General features: G+C 47.2%; 24 protein-coding genes. 18 read left to right on the plus strand and 6 right to left on the minus strand.

What is annotated here, in order from left to right:
- Window positions 1-3 precede the first annotated feature (3 nt).
- From BUA56_RS05425 to BUA56_RS05445, 5 genes are read left to right on the plus strand one after another with little or no spacing between them, the layout of a single operon-like run.
- The gene (locus BUA56_RS05425) at window positions 4-1,008 is read left to right on the plus strand and encodes a substrate-binding domain-containing protein (protein WP_072849658.1); all 1,005 of its coding nucleotides are present in this window, start codon (window positions 4-6) and stop codon (window positions 1,006-1,008) included.
- Between the two features lie 22 nt (window positions 1,009-1,030).
- Complete coding sequence (locus tag BUA56_RS05430) at window positions 1,031-1,972, plus strand: carbohydrate kinase family protein (protein ID WP_072849660.1); 942 nt, start codon at window positions 1,031-1,033, stop codon at window positions 1,970-1,972.
- On the plus strand, window positions 1,969-2,883 hold the full coding sequence (locus tag BUA56_RS05435) for a nucleoside phosphorylase (RefSeq protein ID WP_072849662.1): 915 nt from the start codon (window positions 1,969-1,971) through the stop codon (window positions 2,881-2,883). Before BUA56_RS05430 ends, BUA56_RS05435 begins: the two co-directional genes overlap by 4 nt.
- A 4-nt stretch (window positions 2,884-2,887) precedes the next feature.
- A complete protein-coding gene (locus tag BUA56_RS05440) occupies window positions 2,888-3,805 on the plus strand; it encodes a nucleoside hydrolase (protein ID WP_072849664.1) in 918 nt (305 codons plus the stop codon).
- Between the two features lie 28 nt (window positions 3,806-3,833).
- Entirely contained in the window at window positions 3,834-5,936 is a 2,103-nt protein-coding gene (locus tag BUA56_RS05445) for an ADP-ribosylglycohydrolase family protein (protein WP_072849666.1), read from the plus strand.
- Window positions 5,937-5,986: 50 nt separating this feature from the next.
- Here BUA56_RS05445 and BUA56_RS05450 read toward each other — a convergent pair whose 3' ends face one another.
- Window positions 5,987-6,295 (minus strand): AzlD domain-containing protein, encoded by a 309-nt coding sequence (locus BUA56_RS05450; RefSeq protein WP_072849668.1) that lies wholly within the window; start codon window positions 6,293-6,295, stop codon window positions 5,987-5,989.
- Window positions 6,285-7,001: an AzlC family ABC transporter permease gene (locus BUA56_RS05455; protein ID WP_072849670.1), complete on the minus strand. Its 717-nt coding sequence runs from the start codon at window positions 6,999-7,001 to the stop codon at window positions 6,285-6,287. Before BUA56_RS05455 ends, BUA56_RS05450 begins: the two co-directional genes overlap by 11 nt.
- Before the next feature lie 116 nt (window positions 7,002-7,117).
- Here BUA56_RS05455 and BUA56_RS05460 point away from each other — a divergent pair, with 116 nt between their 5' ends.
- The 5 genes from BUA56_RS05460 (at window position 7,118) to BUA56_RS05480 (ending at window position 12,501) form a co-directional block, all read left to right on the plus strand.
- Window positions 7,118-7,993 carry a LysR family transcriptional regulator gene (locus BUA56_RS05460; RefSeq protein ID WP_072849672.1) on the plus strand — a complete coding sequence of 292 codons (876 nt, stop codon included), beginning with the start codon at window positions 7,118-7,120 and terminating at the stop codon, window positions 7,991-7,993.
- Between the two features lie 35 nt (window positions 7,994-8,028).
- The gene (locus BUA56_RS05465; protein ID WP_072849674.1) at window positions 8,029-8,697 is read left to right on the plus strand and encodes a response regulator transcription factor; all 669 of its coding nucleotides are present in this window, start codon (window positions 8,029-8,031) and stop codon (window positions 8,695-8,697) included.
- On the plus strand, window positions 8,694-9,701 hold the full coding sequence (locus BUA56_RS05470) for a sensor histidine kinase (protein ID WP_072849676.1): 1,008 nt from the start codon (window positions 8,694-8,696) through the stop codon (window positions 9,699-9,701). The genes BUA56_RS05465 and BUA56_RS05470 overlap by 4 nt, the downstream gene beginning before the upstream one ends.
- 87 nt (window positions 9,702-9,788) lie before the next feature.
- Complete coding sequence (locus BUA56_RS05475; RefSeq protein ID WP_072849678.1) at window positions 9,789-10,556, plus strand: ABC transporter ATP-binding protein; 768 nt, start codon at window positions 9,789-9,791, stop codon at window positions 10,554-10,556.
- Entirely contained in the window at window positions 10,546-12,501 is a 1,956-nt protein-coding gene (locus tag BUA56_RS05480) for an FtsX-like permease family protein (RefSeq protein WP_072849680.1), read from the plus strand. Before BUA56_RS05475 ends, BUA56_RS05480 begins: the two co-directional genes overlap by 11 nt.
- On the opposite strand, the gene BUA56_RS05485 is transcribed toward BUA56_RS05480, so the two are convergent.
- Window positions 12,439-13,335: a DMT family transporter gene (locus BUA56_RS05485; protein WP_072849682.1), complete on the minus strand. Its 897-nt coding sequence runs from the start codon at window positions 13,333-13,335 to the stop codon at window positions 12,439-12,441. The two genes, BUA56_RS05480 and BUA56_RS05485, sit on opposite strands and share 63 nt — an antisense overlap.
- Window positions 13,336-13,533: 198 nt before the next feature.
- On the opposite strand from BUA56_RS05485, the gene BUA56_RS05490 reads away from it, so the two are divergent.
- The 8 genes from BUA56_RS05490 to BUA56_RS05525 all read left to right on the plus strand — a co-directional run bounded on the left by BUA56_RS05490 (window position 13,534) and on the right by BUA56_RS05525 (window position 21,515).
- Window positions 13,534-14,037: a GreA/GreB family elongation factor gene (locus BUA56_RS05490; RefSeq protein WP_072849684.1), complete on the plus strand. Its 504-nt coding sequence runs from the start codon at window positions 13,534-13,536 to the stop codon at window positions 14,035-14,037.
- A 32-nt stretch (window positions 14,038-14,069) separates the two neighbouring features.
- Window positions 14,070-14,945: a DUF2971 domain-containing protein gene (locus BUA56_RS05495; RefSeq protein ID WP_158640979.1), complete on the plus strand. Its 876-nt coding sequence runs from the start codon at window positions 14,070-14,072 to the stop codon at window positions 14,943-14,945.
- A gap of 108 nt (window positions 14,946-15,053) precedes the next feature.
- Window positions 15,054-16,082, plus strand: coding sequence for a uroporphyrinogen decarboxylase family protein (locus BUA56_RS05500; RefSeq protein WP_072849687.1), 1,029 nt, complete (start codon window positions 15,054-15,056; stop codon window positions 16,080-16,082).
- 127 nt (window positions 16,083-16,209) lie between these two features.
- On the plus strand, window positions 16,210-17,466 hold the full coding sequence (locus BUA56_RS05505; protein ID WP_072849689.1) for a helix-turn-helix domain-containing protein: 1,257 nt from the start codon (window positions 16,210-16,212) through the stop codon (window positions 17,464-17,466).
- Between the two features lie 161 nt (window positions 17,467-17,627).
- Window positions 17,628-18,239 (plus strand): anthranilate synthase component II, encoded by a 612-nt coding sequence (locus BUA56_RS05510; protein WP_072849790.1) that lies wholly within the window; start codon window positions 17,628-17,630, stop codon window positions 18,237-18,239.
- Window positions 18,223-19,575, plus strand: a complete 1,353-nt coding sequence (gene pabB / locus BUA56_RS05515) for an aminodeoxychorismate synthase component I (RefSeq protein ID WP_072849691.1) — start codon at window positions 18,223-18,225, stop codon at window positions 19,573-19,575. Before BUA56_RS05510 ends, pabB begins: the two co-directional genes overlap by 17 nt.
- Window positions 19,568-20,323 (plus strand): aminotransferase class IV, encoded by a 756-nt coding sequence (locus BUA56_RS05520; protein ID WP_072849693.1) that lies wholly within the window; start codon window positions 19,568-19,570, stop codon window positions 20,321-20,323. The genes pabB and BUA56_RS05520 overlap by 8 nt, the downstream gene beginning before the upstream one ends.
- A gap of 85 nt (window positions 20,324-20,408) precedes the next feature.
- Window positions 20,409-21,515, plus strand: a complete 1,107-nt coding sequence (locus BUA56_RS05525; protein WP_341443377.1) for a KamA family radical SAM protein — start codon at window positions 20,409-20,411, stop codon at window positions 21,513-21,515.
- Window positions 21,516-21,573: 58 nt separating this feature from the next.
- Here BUA56_RS05525 and BUA56_RS05530 read toward each other — a convergent pair whose 3' ends face one another.
- The 3 genes from BUA56_RS05530 to BUA56_RS05540 all read right to left on the minus strand — a co-directional run bounded on the left by BUA56_RS05530 (window position 21,574) and on the right by BUA56_RS05540 (window position 23,794).
- The gene (locus BUA56_RS05530) at window positions 21,574-22,044 is read right to left on the minus strand and encodes a YbaK/EbsC family protein (protein WP_072849697.1); all 471 of its coding nucleotides are present in this window, start codon (window positions 22,042-22,044) and stop codon (window positions 21,574-21,576) included.
- A 14-nt stretch (window positions 22,045-22,058) separates the two neighbouring features.
- Window positions 22,059-22,595: a ferredoxin domain-containing protein gene (locus tag BUA56_RS05535; protein ID WP_072849699.1), complete on the minus strand. Its 537-nt coding sequence runs from the start codon at window positions 22,593-22,595 to the stop codon at window positions 22,059-22,061.
- Between the two features lie 428 nt (window positions 22,596-23,023).
- Window positions 23,024-23,794, minus strand: coding sequence for a GntR family transcriptional regulator (locus BUA56_RS05540; protein ID WP_072849700.1), 771 nt, complete (start codon window positions 23,792-23,794; stop codon window positions 23,024-23,026).
- Window positions 23,795-23,914 lie beyond the last annotated feature (120 nt).

The following is a 23,914-nucleotide window of genomic DNA, read 5'->3' on the forward strand; positions in this document are numbered from 1 at the left end:
AAAATGGCAAGTTCAAAGTATACCGTACGGGATCTGGCGAGAGATGCAGGAGTGTCAATTGCCACCGTATCCCGTTATATCAATCAGGATTACGCTTCTATGAGTGAGAGTACCCGCAAAAAGCTGGATGAGTTAGCGGAAAAGAATGGATATGTGAATGCAAAGATGAAAACCCCGGCCAATATCGCTGTGGTGATTCCTGATATTACAGATCCTTTTTTCGCACAAATCGTGGAGGCTGTAGAGAAGTGTTCCGAAACCTACAATTATAATGTGCAGCTTTGCCTGAGCCAGGAATCCTTTGAGAGAGAAAAGCAGTACATCAAAAAACTGATTCAGCAGAATGTGCAGGGAATCGTCTACATGAGTACTGTAAATGAGGAAAAAAACTGTTACGATATGCTCAAAGATGCGGGGAAGCCCTTCGTGGTGCTAGACAGCTACCTGTCAGAGTATAACGTGCCGGCCCTGGTATTCTCCAATGGCGTATGGGGCATGTACGAAGCAACAAAACATCTGATAGAAAACGGCCACACACAGATCGCGTATATCTCAGGCCTGCGTTTTCATATGTTTGAGCATTACCGGTATCAGGGATACGTAAATGCCCTGCTGGATTCCGGTCTTGCAGTGAATCCCAATCTGGTGAAATTTGTGGGGTTCGGTATGCTGGACGGAGTAAAATGCTTTCGGGAGCTTATGGAGAGTAAAAACAAGTTTACTGCAGTGATCTGTGAAAATGATGTGCTGGCAATGGGTGTCTATAAGGTGTGCGCACAGATGGGGCTTGGAATCCCGGAGGACTTATCAATCATTGGCTACAACAATACGATACTGTCTGAGTGTGCCCAGCCGGCCATGACGTCGGTGGACCAGCACGTGGATGATATGATTCAGACAGCCGTGGATCTTTTAATGAAGCAGATCCACAATGAACCAATTACAGATAAGATTATCCGGATTGCTCCGTCTCTTGTAAAGAGAGATTCTGTAAAAAAAATCAACTGAATATAGAATAGGAGAAGGAGATATGGCAGATTACGTGATTGCCGGCAATGCTGCTGTAGATAAGATAACGTTTGCCGATGGAACAAGCACCGGTTTTATGCCTGGAGGAGCTACCCTGTTTGCCCTTACCGGGATCCAGCTGTGGACAGACAGTGTGCTGATGTGCGGGGGATTCGGTGCGGATTATATGGAGCATATGGGAGACTGGATGGAGCGCAACCAGATTGACCGGAGAGGATTTCATGTGAGAGATCCCAGAAATCCTTTAAATTATCTGGTGTACAGAGACAGCGGAGACTGGTATTCCTATACAGAATATGGAAACGAGCATTATGAAAGCCTGGACTGTGATCCCCAAAAGGACCATTTGCGGGACTTTTTGGAAGGGACAAAGGGGGTCTACTGCTTTCGGGCGGATGATCCGGACTTTTTTGGACAGATGGCAGAACTGAGAAATGAGTTCGGCTTTCGGTTCATGTGGGAAATCAAGGCCACTATTACCGTGCCGGAAAAGCTTCCGGTGATCCGAAGAATCCTGAAGAATATAGACGCATTTTCTATTAACCGCAGAGAGGCGTACCGACTGTTTGGTGTGGAGGAAGACAGCGAAGCCATCCGGGCTCTGCAGGGACTTGAGCTGCCTATGGCAGTATATCGGATTGGATCAAAGGGACTTTACATTATCCAAGGGGAAGAGGTGTTTTTTGCCCCCAGCTTTCAGAAATATTCCGTGGTGGATGTGACCGGATGCGGAAACAGTTCTACTGCCGCAGCTTTTTACGCCTGGTGTGAGAATATGGATGTCTGCGGAATTGCTGCCGCGGCTAATATTACCGCAGGAATGAATCTGCGATACCAGGGGGCCATGGAACTGACCCCGGAGAATAAGAGAATCGCCCGGGAGGAAAAGAAAGAGCTGGAAAACCGATACAGAGAAGGCATTATGGAGGCAGGAATGGTATGAAAGAATCCATAAAACGGATAATTGATAGTTATGTGTACAAAGACCGTATGGAACCGGGAGGAATCATGGCCCCGGGCGGTCTGGTAATTGACGGAAAACCTGCTATGACAGGGATTGACCCTGACAAGGTGGGAAGATATGTAGTTATGCTGGTACGGGATCCTCTGCTTGTGTATGGCGGGGATCCCGCTGAGATTCTGGCCAAAAGACTGGAGAAGCCGGTATTGGCCGGCAAAACAGGACTCTTTACCACCTGGAGCGGATGGTATAAGGGAGCCCATATAACCTTTGTCAGCGGCGGCAGCGGCGCGCCTGAGGCGGAGCTGCCCCTGGTGGAGCTGATGCATTATACAAAAGCAGATACCTTTATAAGGCTTGCAGGCTCTGCTGCCATCAGCGAAGAGATACATAGCGGGGATGTGGTGATAAGCAGCGGAATCGTAAGAGGGGACGGAGTATCCAAGGTTTATATAGAACCTGAATTTCCTGCCCTGTGCAGCCATGAAGTGGTACTGGCAATGAGCAAAAGTGCTGCGGATCTGGGCTGCAGGTGGCATGTGGGGGTTACCAGATGCTCTGATTGTGAGCACGTGGGCGGCGGACGCCCGGCTGTGAATGGGTATATTCAGCCCTGGCACACGGAGATTATAGAGTACTATAACAGGGCGAATGTTCTAAATCTGGATCGGGAATCCAGTGTCATTGCCACACTATGTACATTGTTCCGGAAGCGAGGGGGCGCGGTATTTTCCATAGACAATAATATTGTAACGGGAGAACGGTTTATACCAGGACAGGGACATGATGATTCCATCCAGGTAGTCCTTGAGGGGCTTGCCAATTTACATAACATGGATGTACAGAAGGAGAAAAAAAATCTTCCCTGCTGGGTTCCGGAGGAAATAGAATAAAGCTATGGATGAGAGCCAATACAGAAAAAATCTGAAGGTACCTCTGCATCGGGTGGATGTTGTTTTAGATACAGATGCTTTTAATGAGATTGACGACCAGTTTGCCATTGCCTATCTGATGAATTCCGGCGAAAAGCTGAATCCCGCTGCAATTTATGCAGCACCCTTCCATAATCATAAATCCGCTTCCCCTCTGGATGGGATGAATAAGAGCTATGAGGAGATCAAAAAAGTTCTGGAACTGGGGGGACACGGTGGGAAAAAGGAACAGGTATTTTACGGGGCCGACAGATTCCTTAAAAATGAGACCGAACCTGTGGATTCCCCTGCGGTGCGGGATCTGGTGCAGAGAGCAATGGCGTATAGCCCTGAAAATCCCCTGTATGTAGTGGGGATAGCAGCTCTCACCAATATTGCCTCAGCTCTTTTGACAGAACCTGCGCTGAAGGAACGTATCGCAGTGGTGTGGCTGGGAGGAAATGCACAACATTCTGCCCACAACCGGGAATTTAATATGATGCAGGATTTGGCAGCCGCAAGGGTGGTATTTAACAGCAAAGTGCCGCTGATTCAGGTGCCGTGTATGGATGTGGCAGAGCATTTTACGGTTACCCGTCCGGAACTGGAGTACTGGCTGCAGGGAAAGAATCCTCTGTGTGATTATCTCACGGGGATTACCATAGGAGAGATGGAGGCATGGGCAGAGGGAACGCCCTGGTCCAAGACAATATGGGATGTGACGGCAGTGGCCTGGCTTTTGAATGACCGGGGGCAGTTTATGGAAGAGAGGCTGGTATCCAGCCCGATTCCTGAATATGATGATACCTATACCTGCTGCAGGGACAGGCACCTGATAAACTATATATACCGCATCCATCGGGATGCGCTGATGAAAGATTTAATAGAAAAACTGACAAAATAAAATTGTATGGATACAAGGGGGCAAAACTATGATCAATACTTACAGAGAGAAGATATATGCAGGCGTACTTGGAAAATGTCTGGGAGTCTATATGGGGCGTCCGGTAGAGGGATGGTTCTATGATAGGATTAATCAGGCATTCGGGGAAGTCTATAACTTTAAACATAAGGCGGCGGGGGCGCCTTTGATTGTGCCTGACGATGATATCTCAGGAACCTTTGCTTTTTTCCGGGCGCTGGAGGACAACGGCTATCCGAAAGATCTTACAGCTAAACAGATAGGGGATACCTGGCTGAACTATCTGGTGGAGAATAAAACAATTCTCTGGTGGGGCGGTCTGTCCCGTTCCACGGAGCACTCTGCGTATATAAGACTTAAGGAAGGAATTCCGGCGCCCGAGAGCGGAAGCATCGCCCAGAATGGACAGAGCATGGCTGAGGCCATCGGCGCTGAAATCTTTATCGATACCTGGGCATTGGTAAATCCCAATCAACCGGAACTGGCAGTCCGCATGGCGAAAGAAGCGGCGAGCGTGAGTCATGACGGGATTGCGGTGTCTGCTGCGTGTTTCCTGGCGGCTATGGAATCCATGGCCTTTGAGGAGACCAATATGGATGTCCTTATAGATCGGGGGTTGTCCTATGTGGATGACGGGCTGCTGCACCGACTGGTGGCGGATGTCAGAGAGCAATGCAGAAAGGCATCGGACTGGCACGAGGTAAGGGAGTGGATAGCGGCTAACCACGGATATGAAAAATACCCAGGCAACTGCCCTATGATAACCAATCATCTGGTAGTTTTGGCAGCTCTTTTAATGGGCGGTGATGATTTTAATAAATCAATCATGATAGCAGCCTCGGCAGGATGGGATACGGACTGCAATGCCGGCAATGTGGGTTGCCTGAACGGGATCCGTCTGGGCCTGGAGGGAATTAATGGGGGAGCAGATCTTAGGGGCCCTGTTGCAGATCGTCTATATGTAGTTACAGCAGACGGGGGAGACTGTGTATCTGATGCGGTGCTGGAGACCAGAAAAATTCTGAGAGCAGCCGCGGAACTGTATCAGGAAAACGTGGATCTTCCGGATAAGAGATACGCCTTTGAATATCCCGGCAGTGTGCAGGGATTTATGATTCATCCGGATTATGCAGAGGAGCAGGCCCTGTGCGGGATATCCAATCCCCTGGGGCAGGGACTGGAACTGGAGTATCGGCATCTGGCACCTGGTAGCAGCGCAGCTGCCTGCGTGGAGACTTATGTGGACAAGAGCCCTAAGGGGGTGGGAGGAACCAGCTATTTTGAAGTATATGCATCCCCTAATTTATATCCTACCCAGACCATAAATGCGTTGTTCTTCTGCCCGGATGAAGAGACGCCGTCCCTCCGCTTTTTTGTAGATTATTATGACGGCCAGGATCAGCTTCAGAAGTTAACCGGGGAGGAATTTCTGCTGAAGCCAGGTGAGAATCTAACTTCCTGGGAAGTACCGGAACACTGCGGACAGGCTATTTACAGGCTGGGAATACAGCTTGACAGCAAAAAGAGGCTGGACGGAAAGGTGATTCTGAAATGGATGGACTGGACCGGGGCCCCCAGAAAGTATGAGATGGGCAAGTCTTACGAGATGACCCCCTCTTTGGTAACCTGGACGAACGAAACCATCTGGCTGAAGACCTTTGTCAGTTCGGCGGATAATTTTTATCCGGACTACCTCAGAACCTTCTCCGTATCTCACCCCGGAAAGAATGGTATTGTAACCACCGGAGGACCGGACTGGAAGGATTATACGGTTACCTCTGCCGTTACATTTTCCCAGCAGGAATGTGCCGGCCTTGTGGCCAGGGCGAAAGGACACAGAAGGTATTATGCCGCCGTGTTCCAGGACGGGAAGGCAAAGATTATCCGCAGGAAGGACTGGGAGATTACGGAGCTCGCGGCAGTGCCTTATGCCTATAAAATTGACGGAGAATATCAGGTTTCATTTACCGTAAAAGGGAAACATTTGTCTATGGCAGTAAACGGAAAGACTGTGGCAGAGGCGGAGGATTCCAGCTATGCCCAGGGCGGAGCCGGTTATGTCGTAGACCGGGGGGCCATCCTGGGAGATGGATTCACAGTAGAAAGAGTCTGATTGAGAAGTAAGCAGGGCCTGCATCCGCAGAATGCGGAGGCAGGCCCTGATCACGTCAAGAACAGCTCGATAATAAACACACAGAGACAGGCAGCCAGTGATACCTGAATCAGGCTTCGTCCCCGGTAAGCCAGGAGTATGGCAGCTGCAAATGCAGCCAGGGCGGACCACATACTAGCCGTAGCAGTCATTATGGCCGGAAAGGTCATCACAGAGAGCGTCACAAAGGGTACGTAGTGCAGAAAGGATTTTATGAATACATTTGTAATCTCTTTCCGGATAAGGGTGAGGGGGAGCACGCGGATCAGATAGGTGACCACCGCCATTACAAGGATATACATGTAGATATTACTTTTCATGGGATTCCTCCTTTACTGGAAACAGAAAAGCGGCTGCTCCTGCAATGAGCACTGTCAGCAGGATAATACGGAAGCCGGAGGAGATGGAACTGACCACGGGCAGCTTGGTGAACAGGAAGCTTAGTCCCATGGAAGCCAGAATGACTCCTGTTAAAACCCGGTTGCCTTTTGCAGGAGGGATAATAACAGCCAGGAACATGCCGTACAGAGCCACGCTCAGCGCACTGATCACTCTGCCCGGGAGAATATCTCCGCAGACAGCTCCAAACAGTGTTCCTCCGGCCCATCCCGGTACAGCTGCTGTAATCAGTCCATAATTATAAAAGGGACTTAAGAGTCCAGGCTTGCACACGGAGACTCCGAAGATTTCGTCTGTGACCCCATAAGCCACAGGGAACCGGTGGAGAAAGCTGCACCTGCTGTCCAGCTTCTGGGAGAGGGAACAGGACATAAGACAGTAGCGGAGATTGATAATAAGCTGAGTGACGGCCATCTCTGTATAGGAGGCAGAGGCACTGATAATTCCCAGTGCGGCAAACTGACCTGCAGAAGTCAGATTAGCGGCAGACATAACAACTGCCTGGAGCGGCGTAAGACCGGCTCCGCTGGCCATAATGCCGAAGGTAAAAGATACGGCAAAATACCCCAGACAGATGGGGATACCATCTTTGACGCCGTATTTCCACTGCAAATAATTACTGTTCATAGTTGGTACTCCTTGGCTTTTTGCACAAATTATAGCATTAATCTTTACATCAGTAAAACAAATGTTTATTATGAATACATAAGAAATACTTATATAAATTAAAAGAAGGGTTACATATGAACCGATATCAGGCTGTTGTCAAAATCGTAGACACAGGAGGCTTTACCAAGGCGGCGGAGGAACTGGGCTACACGCAGTCGGCAGTAAGCCAGATGGTACAGTCCCTGGAAAATGAGCTGGGAACCATCTTATTTACCAGATCTAAAAAAGGGGCGGAGCTTACCCCCGATGGGGAGGAACTGCTTCCCTACATAAAAAATATATATCACGCTTACCGTGAACTAAAGGAAAAGCAGAGGGAAATGGAAGGGCTGGAGAGCGGAATCATCCGCATCGGCACCTTTGCCAGCGTATCCTGTCACTGGCTCCCCGGGCTGATGAAGGAGTTTCGGGAGAGTTATCCGGGGGTACATTTTGAGTTGTATCAGGGGGACTACAACACAGTGGAAGAACTGATCCGCGAAGGCAGTGTAGATTTCGGATTTATTAACCCTGAGGCAGTACCGGATATGAAAACCATACCTCTCAGGGAAGATCCTATGCTGGCAGTGCTGCCGCCTTCCCATCCCCTTGCGGCCAGAGATAAGGTCTCCCTGAAGGCCCTGGCCAGAGAGCCCTTTATTCTCCTGGAAGAGGGGCGGGTCAGCGAGCCCCTGGACTTTTTTCACAAGCATGGGATTATCCCTAATATACAGTACAGGGTGCACGATGACTATACCATTATGTCAATGGTGGAAAAGGAACTGGGGGTTGCCATTCTGCCGGAGCTTATACTGAACAGACTGAATTACAATATTGCGGTAAAGGAGATAGAGCCGTGCCTGTCCAGAACTATTGCCCTGGCTTTTAAGGAGAAAAAGACACTGCCTATAGCCAGCCGGCATTTCATGGAGTTCATATCCGGTAAGCTGAAAACTGCCGGACCCGTATAGGGCAGGAATGCACATTTTATCGGAAAGGAAAGCATATGTGGAAGATTACTATTGTTGAGGATGATGAAGGGATCCGCCGGGAATTGAAGGAACATTTTGCCGGTCAGGGATTTGCAGTAACAGCCTGCGATGCATGGGAGGGCAATGAGGCAATAATCAAAGACGCGGATCTGGTACTGCTGGATATTCAGCTGGGAGTCCAAAATGGACTGTCCCTCTGCCGGAAAATCCGGAGGGAATCGGCGGTCCCCATTCTATTTGTCACCTGCCGGGATTCAGAGGAGGACGAGTTGACTGCCATTCGTTCCGGAGGAGATGATTTTATCCGAAAGCCCTACAGTCTGCCTGTCCTGACTGCACGGGTGCGGAGGATTCTTCAGCGGAACAGCCAGGCAAAGGAAAGCATAACTGTGGATGGAGCCGCCCTGAATCTGGTGTTCGGGGTGATTGAGTTCCAGGGAAAATCTCTGGAACTGTCCAAAAAAGAACTGCAGATTATTTATTTCCTGTTTCTCAACCAGGGGAGAACTGTTGCAAAAGACGAACTTGTGGAATATCTTTGGGAGAATAAATGGTATGTGGATGAAAATATTCTAAATGTAAATCTTTCCAGACTGCGCAAGCGCCTGGGTGAGATTGGACTGGGAGATCTGATTCATACGGTACCGAAACAAGGGTACCGGGCAGGAGGGGAGCCGGAATGAATTTTTTGTGCTATCTGGAAGAAAAGATCTTTGTGATGATGGGAAACCTGTTTCTCATGGTTCTTGCCGGGGTTTATCTGAGAGCCTGCGGCAATCCGGGGGCCGTTATATTTTACTTTATCGGTATTTGGCTTTTAATTCTCGCAGGAAACCTGTTGTGGGGGTATGAGAGGCAGAGAAGAAAATACAGGGAAATGTGCAGACTTTTTGACGGGCTAAAGGAAAAGTATCTGATCTGTGAACTAATGGGGAAACCCAAAGATCAGATGGAAAAGATGTATTATGAAATGGTCCGGGGAGCTAACAAGGCCATGGCAGAGAAGATTGAGGAGGTCCAGAAGATAAGCCGGGAGTATAAGGAGTACGTTGAAGAGTGGATTCATGAAGTAAAGACTCCGATTGCCGCCGGAACCCTTATCTGCAGCAATCATCCTTCCCCACAGGGCAGCAGGATAAAAAAGGAATTCGCAAGAATTGAAGAATTGGTGGAACAGGTGCTGTACTTTGCCAGAAGTGAACAGGTGGAGAAAGATTATTTTATCTCCGAATGCATTCTTTCAGACGTAGTGAATCCGGCGCTTTTGGCCTATCGTCCCTATATTCTGGAGCGGGGGATTGGGCTGCGGGTAGAGGAGCTCTCTGAAACTGTATACACAGACGGTAAATGGATGCGCTATATTCTGGGTCAGATTCTGTCTAACGCAGTAAAGTATCAGGACAAGGAAGAGCCCGGGATTCATATCTACTCCTGCACAGAATGGGGGAAAATCCGGCTGTGTGTGGAAGACAACGGGAGGGGGATTCCTCCGGAGGACCTGCCCCGGATCTTTGACAAAGGATTTACAGGAGGGGACAGGCAGAAAAAAGGGGCCACAGGCATCGGGCTGTATCTCTGTAAAAAGCTGTGCGAGAGGCTGGGAATTGCCCTGTCTGCCGCCTCCAAAGAGGGGGAGGGGACTACAGTTACTCTTGAGTTTCCTGTGGGAAATTTCCATAGAATGTAAGGGAAAAAAGTAGTATTACAACTTTGTAAGTAAACAAAGGAAGAGATGGGAGGTATACTGAAGAAAACATACACGAGGAGTGATTGCATGAAAACATTACTGAGAATTGAGGATATCCAAAAATATTACGGTTCCCGTTCCTTTGTCACAAAGGCCCTGCACCAGGTCTCCTTTTCTGTGGAGGAGGGAGAGTTTCTGGGGATTATGGGGGCGTCCGGTTCCGGAAAAACAACCTTGCTGAACTGTATTGCGACCATTGATACTGTGACCGCCGGGCATATTTATCTGGAAGAGGAAGATATTACAGCACTGAGAGAAGAAGAGCTGGCAAAGTTCAGACAGAAGAATCTGGGGTTTGTATTTCAGGAGTTTAATCTTCTGGATACCCTTACCATTGAAGAAAATATAGGACTTGCACCTGTGATCTGCAAAGAAGATCCGAAAAAAATCAGTATACGGGTAAAGGAGATCGCAAAGAGGCTTGGTATAGGGGACATCCTTACCAAATTTCCCTATGAGGTGTCCGGAGGCCAGAGGCAGCGCTGTGCATGTGCCAGGGCTATGATCAACCAACCAAAGCTCATTCTGGCGGATGAGCCGACGGGAGCTCTGGATTCCCAGTCGGCAAGAATGCTGCTGGAGAGCTTCGGGGCTCTGAACCGGGAACTTAAGGCTACCATTTTAATGGTTACCCATGACGTATTCTCCGCCAGCTACTGTTCCCGGATCCTGTTTCTCAGAGACGGAGAGATTTTCAATGAGATCCGCCGCGGAACCAGGGAGAGAAAGGAATTTTTTCAGGAGATCCTGGATGTGGTGACCCTGCTGGGAGGTGATGTTTCCAATGCTCAGTAGACTGGCAGTAAGGAATGCAAAGCGTTCGGCAAGGGATTATCTGATTTACCTGGTAACCGTAACCTTTTCTCTGTCTATGGTGTATGCCTTTAATCTGATTGTGTTCTCCAGCGAGATACGGAACCTAAGTTACGGCATGAGCGCCATGACCGGAATCATTATTTTTATCTCTCTGATTATTGTATTAGTCATCGGCTGGCTGATCTGTTATATGACTAGATTTATCCTGGAGAAGAGAAGCCGGGAATTCGGCACCTATCTTCTTCTGGGAATTCCCAACCGGGATGTCGCCAGCCTTTTTGTCAGGGAAAATCTCCTGATGGGCGCTGCGGCTCTTATGATAAGCCTTCTGGTGGGTAGCTTTCTGTATCAGATTCTGGATATGATAATTATGAGAATCTTTCAGGCGTCATATCAGATACAGTTTCAGTTTTCTGCCAAAGCACTGGCACTGACCGCAGGATACGGGGCTGCCATCTATCTGTTTGCCATGGCGAGAGTAAGACGGCAGCTGAGTAAAATTAAGATCTGTGATCTCCTGTATATGGAGAAAAAAAATGAAGCCTCGGCTCTGAAGACCGGAAAGGGCCACTGGACCCTTTTTCTGGCCGCAGTGGCAGCCTGCGCTGCGGGGGGAGGTATCTTATGGTATCTCTGCCACCACAGTGAGGAGGTGCACAATGGAGGCGTGCTGCTCCTTCTCTCCGTGGTTCTGCTGATCGGGAGTATCTATGGGATCTATATGACGGTGACCTCTTTTCTCAGCAAAACAGTGCTGGCAGGGAATAGCTTCAAATATAAGAAACACCGCCTGTTTCTTCTGAGAAATATGACCGCCAGAATGAGAACCATGGGAGTAACCATAGGGACTCTGGCTCTGCTTTTAACCCTGACGCTTACGGCAACCTCTATGGGGCTGTTGTTTGAGCGGTTCTTTTCAGAGAAAAGAGAGAGCACCATGTCTTTTGATATCACGGCATCTACCGCACGGCCCTCTGAAGATTTGAGTCCGGTATCTGCCTATGCAGAAGAAAAACTTGGAATTCAAAGCCAGCTTGCCTACCCATTGTATGACGGGGGAAATAAGACACTGACAGACTGGTTCCGCGAACAGGACAGTCCGGTGGGATGGATGGAATTTGCGCCGGTTCTGGCTTATTCAGATTACAAAGAGCTTAGACAAATGCTGGGATACAGAGAGACAGAACTAAAAGAGGGGAGGTATCTCATTCAGTGCACTCCCAGAATCAGGGAGATAGCAGAGCAGGAGAAAATTCCGGACATACGCTTCGGAGGGGAGACACTTACATTCCAGGAAAGCCGGTCAGAACCATTTGGAGTAGGAGATGGATTCAACGGGACAGGATACGTGGTGATTGTACCGGACAATATTGCAGCAAAGCTTCCCGTGTACCATATGTCTCTGGCTGTCCAGACCGAAAAAGAAACCACCCCGGAGGATGCGGTTAATCTGGTAAATCTCCTGTATGAAACATACAGCTATGAGGGGATTGACACCTGCAATACCAAAGGGAGCATACGGGATACGTATCTTTCTGTATTTACCATTCTGGCATTTTCCCTGTATTATGTGGGACTTATCTTCGTCTGTGCTGCCGCTGCGGTGTTGGCGGTTCATCAGTTGAGCGAGGCGGTGAAGTATCAGTTCCGCTATGAGATTCTCTCTAAACTGGGTGTGGGAAACCGGGAGGGGAAGAAACTGGTGTTTCAGCAGCAGCTGTTATTTTTCGGGGTGCCCCTGATGATTCCGGTGCCCCTAAGCATCTTTTTGTCCAGACAGCTTTCGTACTGGATGCTGATGAATGAGATTTCCGACAAAACATTTCTGCATTCCCAGGGAATCAGTCTGGGATTGTTCGGATTAGTTTACCTCATCTACTTTGTCACATCCTGGAGAGCCTGCTCCCGTCTGGCTTTTTCCTGACAAATAAGCAGAGACAAGGACAACAGCTGTGCCGGCCAGCTGAACGGGGGAAATGGGCTCCCCCAGAAAGGCGGCGGCAAAGAAGACAGCAGATACAGGATCAATGTAGCTGAGTACAGCCGTAAGATGTGTAGGGGTCTCCTTCAAACCGGAGAAATACAGATAACATGCAATGCCGGTATGTACAATCCCCAAAATCAAAAGCATGGGAAGGTTGGACCTCACTACAGAAAAATTATGATTCTTTACGAGCACCGGAGAGAGCACCAGAGCGGCAGCCAGCAGCTGTATCAGCGTCCGGTCCATATTATCGATGTTGTCCAGCTTTTTATTGCAGAGAATCAGCATGGCATAAAACAGAGCAGAACCGGCACCGCATAAAAGCCCCAGCCCGTGATGGTACACGGTCAGGGCGGATTCCCCGGAGCTGAATACAATAAGAGCCAGTCCGGCTGGAGCCAGAAGGGCAGTGATAACCTGTTTTTTGGACAGATGTTCCCCCAGGACAAAGGGAGCCGCGAATAAAACCAGCACCGGTGCCAGATAATAGGTCATAGTGCCGGCGGCTACAGTGGTCCAGCGCAGTGCCTGGAAAAACAGGAGCCAGTTGATCCCCATAATAACACCTGATACGGCGGCCAGACAGAGAGCCCTTTTCCCGCAGCGGAAGGGGTTCTTTTTTTTCAGCAGCATTAGGAGGGAGAAAAAAATGCTGGCAATAAAAACGCGGTAGAAGACAAGTTCCACGGTAGATAAAGAAATTCCCCGGACAAATATGCCGATACTTCCGAAAATCAGCATGGGGATAATAAGCTTCAGGCAGGATTTCCACATAAGTTTCTCTCACTTTCATTAGATTCTCCGCAGGGAGATAAGCTATCTCTTATTCTAAGTGACAGGAGAAAGCAAGTCAATCGGATTTGGGACTGTACCTTTCTCTGAAATAGAAAAAACTGATGAGAAAAAGGGATAACTGTGATACACTGTTAAGGGACAGAAATAAGGGAAAAGACAGGAGTTAAAGGAGCAAGTATGAGGGAACAGTTAACAAAGAGCGACGTAAAAAAGATTCAGGAAGAGATAGAATACAGAAAGCTGGTTGTGCGGAAAGAAGCAATAGAGGCCGTGAAGGAAGCCAGGGCTCAGGGAGATCTCAGCGAGAATTTTGAATATTATGCGGCCAAGAAGGATAAGAATAAAAATGAGAGCCGGATCCGCTATCTGGAGAGGATGCTGAAAACAGCTGTCATCGTATCGGATGAGTCCAGGGAGGACGAAGTAGGGATTAATAATACGGTAAAAATATATTTTGAGGATGAGGACGAGACAGAAGAATTCAAGCTGGTAACCTCTATCCGGGGAAATTCTCTGAAGGGTATGATCAGCACTGAGTCTCCCATCGGTAAGGCTATTCTGGGACATAAAGCGGGGGACCGGGTATTGGTTAAAATAAATGAAGAAACCGGATACTACGTTGTTGTCAGGGAAATCCAGAACACCCGGGATGACAGCACTGATAAAATCAGAGGATTCTGACCGAAGGTCTGCCTTGCATGGAAGGGAAAGCTATGAGAAATCAGATTATCCATCTAAAAACGATAGAACGGAATACTACCCTGTATCATTACACACAGATTGCTGGGGTGCAGGGAATTTTGGATGAAAAAAGCTTTTGGGCTACAAAAAGTGACTTTCTCAATGACCCGAGAGAATTTTCTTACATCATAGAAGTGATCCAGCAGATGAGCGGATCCGTCTTTAAGAACAAAGAATGGAAGGAGCTTTTCCTTAAGAATATTTTCAAGGAGGGGGATCATTTTGTCTATGAGAAAAATAAAGAATTTTTCGTACTGGCATTTTCCACCTGCTCCGACAGCATAACTCTGTGGGCAGAGTTTGGCAATGAGACCGGATACAACATGGCCTTTGACAGTGAAAAAATCATCAAAAAGATAGCGAAAAGCAATGCCATTGCCTATCACGGATATGTGGTATATGCCCTGGAGGAACAGAGAGACTATATTTTGGATCTGATGCAGAAGAAGATACCGGAGTCCTTTGGGCTTTCCTTTGCCGATATTATGAACAGAGGTATGACCTCGGAGAGCGATCCCGTGTTCCAGAAGGCGTGCAGAATGTTTCAGAAAGCCGCCAAAATCTATGCGATGTTCTTTAAGCAGGAGGGATTTACAGAAGAACGGGAGTATCGGTTTGTGTTTAAAAAGAGCGAGGGGATGAATGTGTTATTCCGGGAAAAAGAAGGTTTTTTAATTCCCTATATAAAGATTACCATGCTGGAATCAGACAATAAGCTGCCGATCCGGGGAATTACCGTGGCTCCCAAAAATGACAGTGATCTGGCGAGAAAAGGAATGGAATATTATCTGCACAGGCACGGGTACCAGGTTCCGGTAGAACTGTCCAGGATAAAACTGAGATACTGATAAAGATGTAAAAAAAGTGATAAAATTTGAATATTTGTGATATACAAAAATCTTCTGAAAAGTGATAATATTTCTATTACGTTAAAAATTTCACGGAGGGTTTTTGTTATGAATATGTATCGCTGGATAGAAAAAATGATTTATGCGGATGAGAAAAAACCAATGCCTATATTGTCCTTTCCGTCAGTGCAGCTATTGTGTGTTACGGTGAAGGAATTAGTCGCGGACAGTAATTACCAGGCGCTGGGGATGAAGATGCTTGCAGATAAGTACGACACGGCAGCGGCAGTGAGCTTTATGGATCTGTCTGTGGAGGCGGAAGCCTTCGGCGCGCGCTGCGTCTATGCGGCGGATGAGGTTCCCACAATCATAGGGAATATAGTGAAAACAGAAGAAGAGGCTGAGCGGCTTAAGATCCCTGAGGTGGGGGCTGGACGTACCGGCGTATGCCTGGAGGGTATCCGGAAAGCCCTGAAGCTTATCACCGATCGCCCGGTATTCGCAGGCTGCATCGGTCCCTTTTCACTGGCTGGGAGACTGATGGATGTGAACGAGGTGATGCTGTACTGCTACGAGGAGCCGGATATGGTACACACGATTCTTCGGAAGGTGACGGACTTTCTCATTGCCTATATTCTGGAATACAAAAAAACAGGGGCCCACGGAATTGTGATGGCGGAACCCCTTGCCGGTATGCTGTCTCCCCAGCTCATGGAGGAATTCTCCAGTGCCTACGTAAAAGAGATTGTTGAAAAGACGCAGGATCAGGGGTTTGTGGTTATCTATCATAACTGCGGCAATTATGTTATCCAGCTCATCGATCAGATCCTGGATACCGGGTGTCTCATGTACCATTTCGGGGACAGCATCGATATGAAGGAGATGATGCAGCGCATCCCGAAAAACTGTCTTGCTATGGGGAATGTAAGCCCCTCTGCACAGTTTCTCAACGGGACGCCCTCTTCTGTGAGGATAGAGACTATGAGGGTGCTGGAAAACTGTAAAGAATTTCCAAACTTTATCGTTTCTTCCGGATGCGATATTCCGCCGCTGACAGAATTTGAGAATATAGATGCATTCTTTGACACTGCAAAATCATTTTATTATAAACAGCATTTGCTGGATATGATTGTATAAATAAGATATTTATGATATTCTGAGAAACAGGAAGGTTCAGGTCGTGGCCGTGGAATCCTCCTGTTTTTCTATGAGGGGACAGGAGGGGAGAACAGAAAACTAGGGAAAGCACAACAGGAGAAGTGGAATGTCGGGACATATGTGGGAACAGGTAATAAAATACAGCAGACATCTTGCGGAAATATTTGGTGTGGAGTGTGTACCGGTAAATCAGGGGGACCAGGAGCAAGGTGAGAATAAGTGGGAACCAGGAGAGATATGCAAAGCCTGCGAACAGTGCAATCATTTTGGATGCTGGGGGATGAACGCCTATCGGAAAGGCTGCGAGGAAGCCTATCGCTGGGACGGCATCTATATATCCCTCTGCCCCTTGGGACTTATATTAATAACAGCACCGCTGTCTGACGAGACCGGTGAGCTGGCGGGGGGGATCGCGGCCGGCCCTCTGTGCATGGGTAACCCGGAGGATAATTTTCAGGAAATATACGATCCAGTCCTTCAAAAAATTGTATCTGAGAGTCCCTGTTTTGCACCGGAGAAGATACAGAGTATGGGCGAGATTATGAGCGCCGTTACCGGGTTTATTTCAGGGGTTACTCACGGGAAAGCAGGCAGGTATTTTTACAAGCAGGAACATCTGCTTAATGCTATATATGCGGAGAAGCTCAAAAAAACAGAAGATACAGAATATTATACTTATCCCATTGCTCTGGAACGAAAACTGCGGATCGCAGTAAGAAGCAAGGCAGTGGAGGAAGCTCAGGTGCTTCTCAATCAGATTCTTGCCTATATCTATGTCTCTAATTGTCATAACCTGAAGGCAATAAAACCCAGGCTGTCTGAGCTGGTGGTAGTTATCTCCAGGGCAGCGGTGGATGCGGGGGCAGACATGAATGAGACGGATGCAATGATTCAGATGTTTGTAAACCATATTCACGAATTTGAGAGCATTGAGGAACTCAGCATATGGACCACTAACCTGATGCAGCAGCTCATTGCCTATACTTTTAACTTTGATAATGTAAAACATGCGGATGTAGTGTACAAAGCAGTTGAATATATAAAGGATAATTACAGAAGGAAGATAACCGTGGATGAATTAGCTGCCCTTACATACGTGAACAAGTCTTACCTGGGTACCATATTTAAGAAGGAGACAGGCAGCACTATTCCGCAGTATATTAATGAAGTACGGGTAGAAAAGAGTAAGCTCCTTCTCTTGGAGGAGAATCTGAGTATTGTAGAGATTGCCAGCCTGTGCGGGTTTGAAGGGCAGAGCTATTTTACGAAGGTCTTCCGGGAAATCGTGGGGATGACTCCCAAAAAATATAGGGAAGAGAGGGGAAAAAAGCGGTTTTTAATAGACAAAGGAGATAATTTGTGATATATTGAATGCAATTCAGGTGTGTCTGGGTACTTGAATGATTGTACCAGAAAACTGCCGGATACAGAGAGATACAGGTCAACTGCATCTCTCTGTATCCGGCTTTTTGTATTCCTGAAAGGTTGCCTGAAGCTTTGGATAAGAAGGGAAAGGAGTTAACGATGTATTTGATGATTGACAATTATGATTCATTTGTCCATAATCTGGCGGCATATTTTAAAGAACTGGGGGTTGAACTGGAGATTGTCAGAAATGACAGTATAGATCCCGTGAAGGCGGAGAGAGAGGCCGCATCCGGCGGACTGGAAGGAATTATCATATCTCCGGGTCCCAAAAGTCCCTCCGAGTGCGAAGGTGTGGGAGAGATGGTGAAGAGGCTGGCGGGGAGGATACCTATCCTTGGGGTCTGTCTGGGACACCAGATCATAGGGCGGGAATTCGGAGGTCAGATTAAAAAGGGGGTGCGGCCCATGCATGGAAAGGTTACAGGGCTCGTGCATAACGGAAAGGGACTCTTTGAAGGGCTGCCGGAAGCCTTTCAGGTAACCCGGTATCACTCTCTGGTGGTAGACAGACATACGCTTCCCGGCTGTATGGAGGCTGATGCCTGGTCCAAAGACGGAGAGATTATGGGTATGCACCACAGAAATATGCCGGTTTATAGCGTGCAGTTTCATCCGGAAGCAGTACTGACAGATTATGGACATGAGCTTCTGCATAATTTTTTAAAGTGTGCGGGGCATTGGAGGGCAGAGCATGGGTACAGTAATTAGAAGATTATCCTTTTACCGGGAACCAGAAGATATTTTCCGCAGATTCAGGGAAGAGCCTATGGCCGTTTTTTTGGACTCATCCCTTGAGAACAGGCTGGGAAGGTACTCCATGATAGGACTATACCCTTATGTATGTCTCAGAGAGGAAGACGGTATCTGCTACTGCAATAACAGCAGGACGGAGGAAAGCCTGGAATCTCTTCTGAACAAATATCTGAAGGAAAATAAGGAGGCAAACCCCACCGGGCTTCCCATGGTATCCGGTGCAGTGGGGTATCTCAGCTATGATTATGGAAGAAAGTTTGAGGGGATACCTTCCCGGCATGAGAAGAAAATTCATATGCCGGAGGCAATGTTCTGTTTTTACGATGTATATATTATAGGAGATCTGGAGAAGAAAACCCTCTTTCTGACCGCAAGAGGGGAGACCGGAATGCCGGAGGAAGTTCTGGATAAAGTGGAAAAAGAGATAGAGAAGGCTTCTTGCGGGAGGAACTGTCAGAGGCAGACAGAGCTGGCGGAATTTCAGCCAAACTTTACGAAAGACGAGTATAAACAGGCAATAGAAAACATGATGAAATATATGGAGGAAGGGCACATCTATGTGGCCAATATGACACAGCAGCTGACGATTGAAAGCAAAAAGAGTCCATATGAAGTTTTTTCCTATCTTCGGCGGCATAATCCGTCCCCGTTCGGCAGCTATATGAATTATGGAGACTTCCAAATCGTGAGCGCATCTGTGGAACGTTTCTTTAAAATAAGAAACGGTATTATAGAGACCCGTCCCATCAAGGGAACCAGAAAAAGAGGGGAGACTCCCGGTGAGGATGAAGCGCTGCGTCTGGAACTGGAAAATTCTGACAAGGATAAGAGTGAGCTGCTGATGATTGTGGATTTGGAACGGAATGATCTGAACCGGATCTGTGAGCCAGGGAGTGTGGAAGTGACGGAACTTTTTCAGGTGGAGGAATACGCTACTGTATTTCAGCTGGTTTCAGCCGTACAGGGGAGACTGAAAAAGGGGATGGACGGAATGGATGTGATACCTGCAGTTTTCCCCGGAGGTTCTATTACAGGCGCTCCCAAGATAAGGGCAATGGAGATTATTGATGAACTGGAACATGACCGCAGAGGCCTCTACACGGGGAGCATCGGGTACCTGTCCTTTTCCGGAGACTGTGACCTGAATATTGTTATCCGCACAGCTGTCTATGAGAATGGGAGATACCATCTGGGAGTGGGGGGCGGAATTACTTACGAATCTGATGTGGAATTTGAATATGAGGAAACTTTACAAAAAGCAAAAGCAATCTTGGAGGCAGTATATGAATGAGATAAAAGCGGACGACGGGTACTTTTTTGGAATCGGTGTCTTTGAGACGATCGGAATCGAGCAGGGGAGGGTGGTTTTCTTTGAGGAGCATATGAAAAGACTGAGAAAGGGGATGGAGGCCCTTCACATTCCCCATCCAGGGGGAGGAGAGAAGCTTTCAACAGCGTATCTTCTGGAAACTGTCCGGCGAGAAGGCATAGAAAAAGGGGCCTTAAAGATAACTGTTTCCCAGGACAATGTTACGCTGAGCTTCCGGGAAAACCCCTATACCAAAGAACAGTATGAAAAAGGATTTTTACTGGATCTGGCATCTACGGCCAGGAATGAGACTTCCCCTTTTACCTACTTGAAATCACTGAACTGCGGGGAGAATATTCTGGAAAAAAGGGCTGCCCGCCGCAGAGGAATAGATGAACCGGTCTTCCTAAATACAAAAGGGCAGCTTGCAGAGGGGGCAACAACCAATCTGTTTTTTGGAAAAAATGGAAGACTGTACACACCGCCCCTTTCCTGCGGCCTGCTGGACGGCATTGTCCGAAAGTTTGTGATGCAAAAGTTCCCGGTGGAGGAAAAAATCGTTTATCCCTGTGAGGCGGGAGAGTACGATGAGATGATGGTAACGAATTCTCTTCTGGGGATCATGCCGGTGCACAGATTTGAAGACATTGCCTTTTCTTCCAGGACATTGTGCAGTATGCTGGCGGAGGAATATGAAAGGTGTTCTCAAAACAGTCGTTTTCTGCTATAATAAAGTTCATATACAGCATTTTTGTCAATAATAACGGACGTCAGGATACCCATGAAATGCTGTTTTAGTATCAGACGTTACAACTATGAAAGAAGGTGTTAGCATGAACTGGGCAGAAAATTTACAAAACAATCTTACTACAGCAGAGCAACTCAAAGGCGTATTGCAACTTAACGATAAGGAGACGGAAAAGCTAAAGCAGATACTGGAACAATTCCCTATGTCCATTACCCAGTACTATCTATCACTGATTCATTGGGAAGACGAAAATGATCCCATAAGAAAAATGTGCATTCCCTCTATCCTGGAGACAGATTTGGACGGAAGCTTTGATACCAGCGGAGAGGCAGATAATACAGTGGTGGAAGGAATGCAGCACAAATATAAACAGAGTGCCATGATACTATCCACAAACAGGTGTGCCATGTACTGCCGTCATTGTTTCAGAAAGCGGCTGGTTGGATTATCTGACAAAGAGATTGCGAAGTATTTCGATAAGATTATGGAATACATAGAAGGACACACTGAAATCAGCAATGTACTTATATCCGGAGGGGATGCCTTCCTCAACAGCAACGAGGTAATTGAAAAGTATCTGGAGCGCTTAAGCAGAATGGAGCATATTGATTTTATCCGGTTTGGGACAAGAACCCCCGTAGTGCTGCCCATGCGGATAACAGAAGACAAAGAATTGTTGGATATTTTGCAGAGATACAGCAGCAAAAAGCAAATCTATGTAATCACTCATTTCAATCATCCCTATGAAATTACCAGAGAATCCAAGGCAGCCGTTCAGGCTTTACTGCATGTGGGAATTCCCGTTCGAAATCAGGCCGTACTTTTAAAAGGAATTAACGACTCTCCAAAGGTACTGGGGATGCTGCTGAAAAGACTAACAGCAGCGGGAGTACTCCCATACTATGTATTTCAGTGCCGTCCGGTCAGCGGTGTGAAGAACCAGTTCCAGGTTCCTTTAAAGCAGGGCTTTCAGATTGTAGAGGAGGCTAAGGGTATGCAGAACGGAATGGGGAAAAACTTCCGCTATGTCCTCTCCCATGAAGCCGGCAAAATAGAGATCCTTGGTATGGCGGCAGAGGATGAGATGCTGTTTAAATACCATCAGGCCAAGAAGCCGGAGGACGCCGGCAGATTGTTTACCAGACACCTGGAGGATACCCAGTGCTGGCTGTAAAGGGAACGATTACCGAAGTATTGCGTGGTGCTGTTCACAGATAAATAAGGGCTGGGGATTATTCCCAGCCCTTACACACGTCTATCCATCCTTTGCTTCCTGCGCACAGCTCCAGATCCTCCATGGTCAGTTCAACCGCGCTGCTGTCATTCCCTGCACCGGGAAATACTGAGGGAAATCGTTTCAGAGAGACATCCAGATAGACATCAACTCCCTCATTAATTCCAAAGGGGCAGACGCCTCCGATCCCGTGACCGATAAGAGGCTCTACTTCCTGTGCCGCCAGCATCTTTGCTTTTACGTGAAACTGATTTTTATATTTGACATTGTCAATCTTGGCATCTCCGGCGGTGAGAATTAAGATGGGCTTGTCCTCTGCTTTAAAAGACATAGTTTTGCCGATCCGCGCAGGTTCACATCCCACAGCCTGTGCCGCAAGCTCTACGGTTGCGGATGAGGTATCAAATTCCATAATTCTAGAATCCAAGCCGTATTGTTTCAGATGATTCCGTACTTTTTCTATAGACATAGCTGATCCTCCTTTTATCTCTTTCTGTCATAATATGGAGATTTTCCTCTGGCTGAAAGGGGGATGCCGATAACGTCTGTTACATCCTCTCCGAGAATTCCAAGCTCCTTAGCCGCTCTGCCGGCTGAAAACATTACCCGGTTGTCAATTCTGGCATCAGCAGCAACACTGACTGCGGAGCCTATGGCAATGCCCAGATCCATAGGGCCGAACGCGCACATTCCTCCTGCTTCCATACAGGCGCTGCAGTTTTCAAACCCGCAGTAGCGGCAGCCTTCGTTCATTTTACGGGCTTGGTTCTTAATGCCCAGCAATACTACCGCAAAACTGTCACGTACATTTGCCGCGTCTCTCATGAAAAAGCCGTAGGACAGTTTTGGGGACAACTCCTCCATTTGGTTTGCCAGTTCTTCTTTTTCCTTTCCGGTCAGAATGCAGGCGGCCAGATAGTCCTCTCCCTTTGTCTTGGGGGCGGTCCTGGCAGCAGCACACATCTTACGGGCAACATGTATTACAGCGGCTTCTTCTGCTTCTCTGGAATGCTGTATCATTTTAAACTCCTCCTTTCAGGATAATCATGCAGCCGGTAAGCGGCATGACGGTAAACTAAGTTTATGGTAACGAAAGCGGGAATAGTTGTCAAGCAGTAAGAAAAAAGTTATACTATATACAGGCCTAAAAAAGGAGGGCCGGTACGAATGAGGTACCGGCGTATATGAAAAGAAATCTATATGAAAAAGGCAGCTGGCCTTTATTTGATTATCACTATAAAAGAAAAATGTGTTGATTTTGTGATGGAAGATTTAAGAAAGTGTAAAGACTAAATAAAATATGCATACATGTGATTTTACCTTTCTTAATGTGGCAGATGACATGGTAATAAGAGTTGAACAAATGACAGGTTAAAGGCGACATATTGAGCAGTCATCGGCAATTAAGCATGAAGAACCACCGGTTTTATACCGGTGGTTCTTCATGCTTAATTATCGATTTCAAACCCGTTTTCTGTTGCATGGAGCTGAAATTTGAATCGCATTACATCGCCCAGCCAATAAGTATTTGAATATTCCAGAGGGGTGCCATCCTTCATATAGGAGATACCTTTCAGTAGGATTAATAGAGATTCAGATGTTGTATTTAACAGCAGAGCTTGTTTGCTGGTAGGTCTGAGGACTTCCAGATAGTCTGTTATCCTTTCAGGCACAAGCTGATAATAAGTACTTAATGTTTTGGACAGTTTTCCATCTATAAGTCCCCGCTCCTGCAGCTCTGGCGTCAGGCAGGCAGGAAGCCATGAGTCACAGATTGCTATAGGCCGTTCGTCCAGCTGAAAAAGCCTTTTAATATAAACTACCGGGGAGTCCTGAGAAATCTCCAGGTTTTCATATACTTCACTTCGGGGGGCTGTGAACAGCTGCAGCTCTAAAACTTTAGCATGCATTTCAAACCCTTGGTGGTTCAATTTTTCGCCTGAAATAATACTATAATCTAAATCGTGTATAAATGCTTGGGGATTGGCGCTGACAAAAGCACCCTTCCCTCTCTGCTTCTTGATAATTCCATCCTTCTCCAGCTCTGCTAATGCCTGTCTTATGGTAACGCGGCTTACATCGTACTGGGCAGATAACTCTGCTTCACTGGGCAGCCGGTCATTAATATCCCATTCTTTTTTCGTAATGCGTTCTTTTAAATCAAGTTCTATCTGATAGTATGCGGGAATGGGGGAATTGCGGTCTAATGTCTGTCCCATATTGTTCCCTCCTTTATTGTTATATAGTTATTACAAGCAGACAAGATTATATATTGATTCTACATACTTTCTTCCTAAATGTCAAATTTATTTATAAAAAGAAAAATTGCACAAGAAAAA

The sequence above is a fragment of the Lactonifactor longoviformis DSM 17459 genome (genome assembly GCF_900129135.1).
In the GTDB taxonomy this organism is placed as follows: Bacteria; Bacillota; Clostridia; order Lachnospirales; family Lachnospiraceae; genus Lactonifactor; species Lactonifactor longoviformis.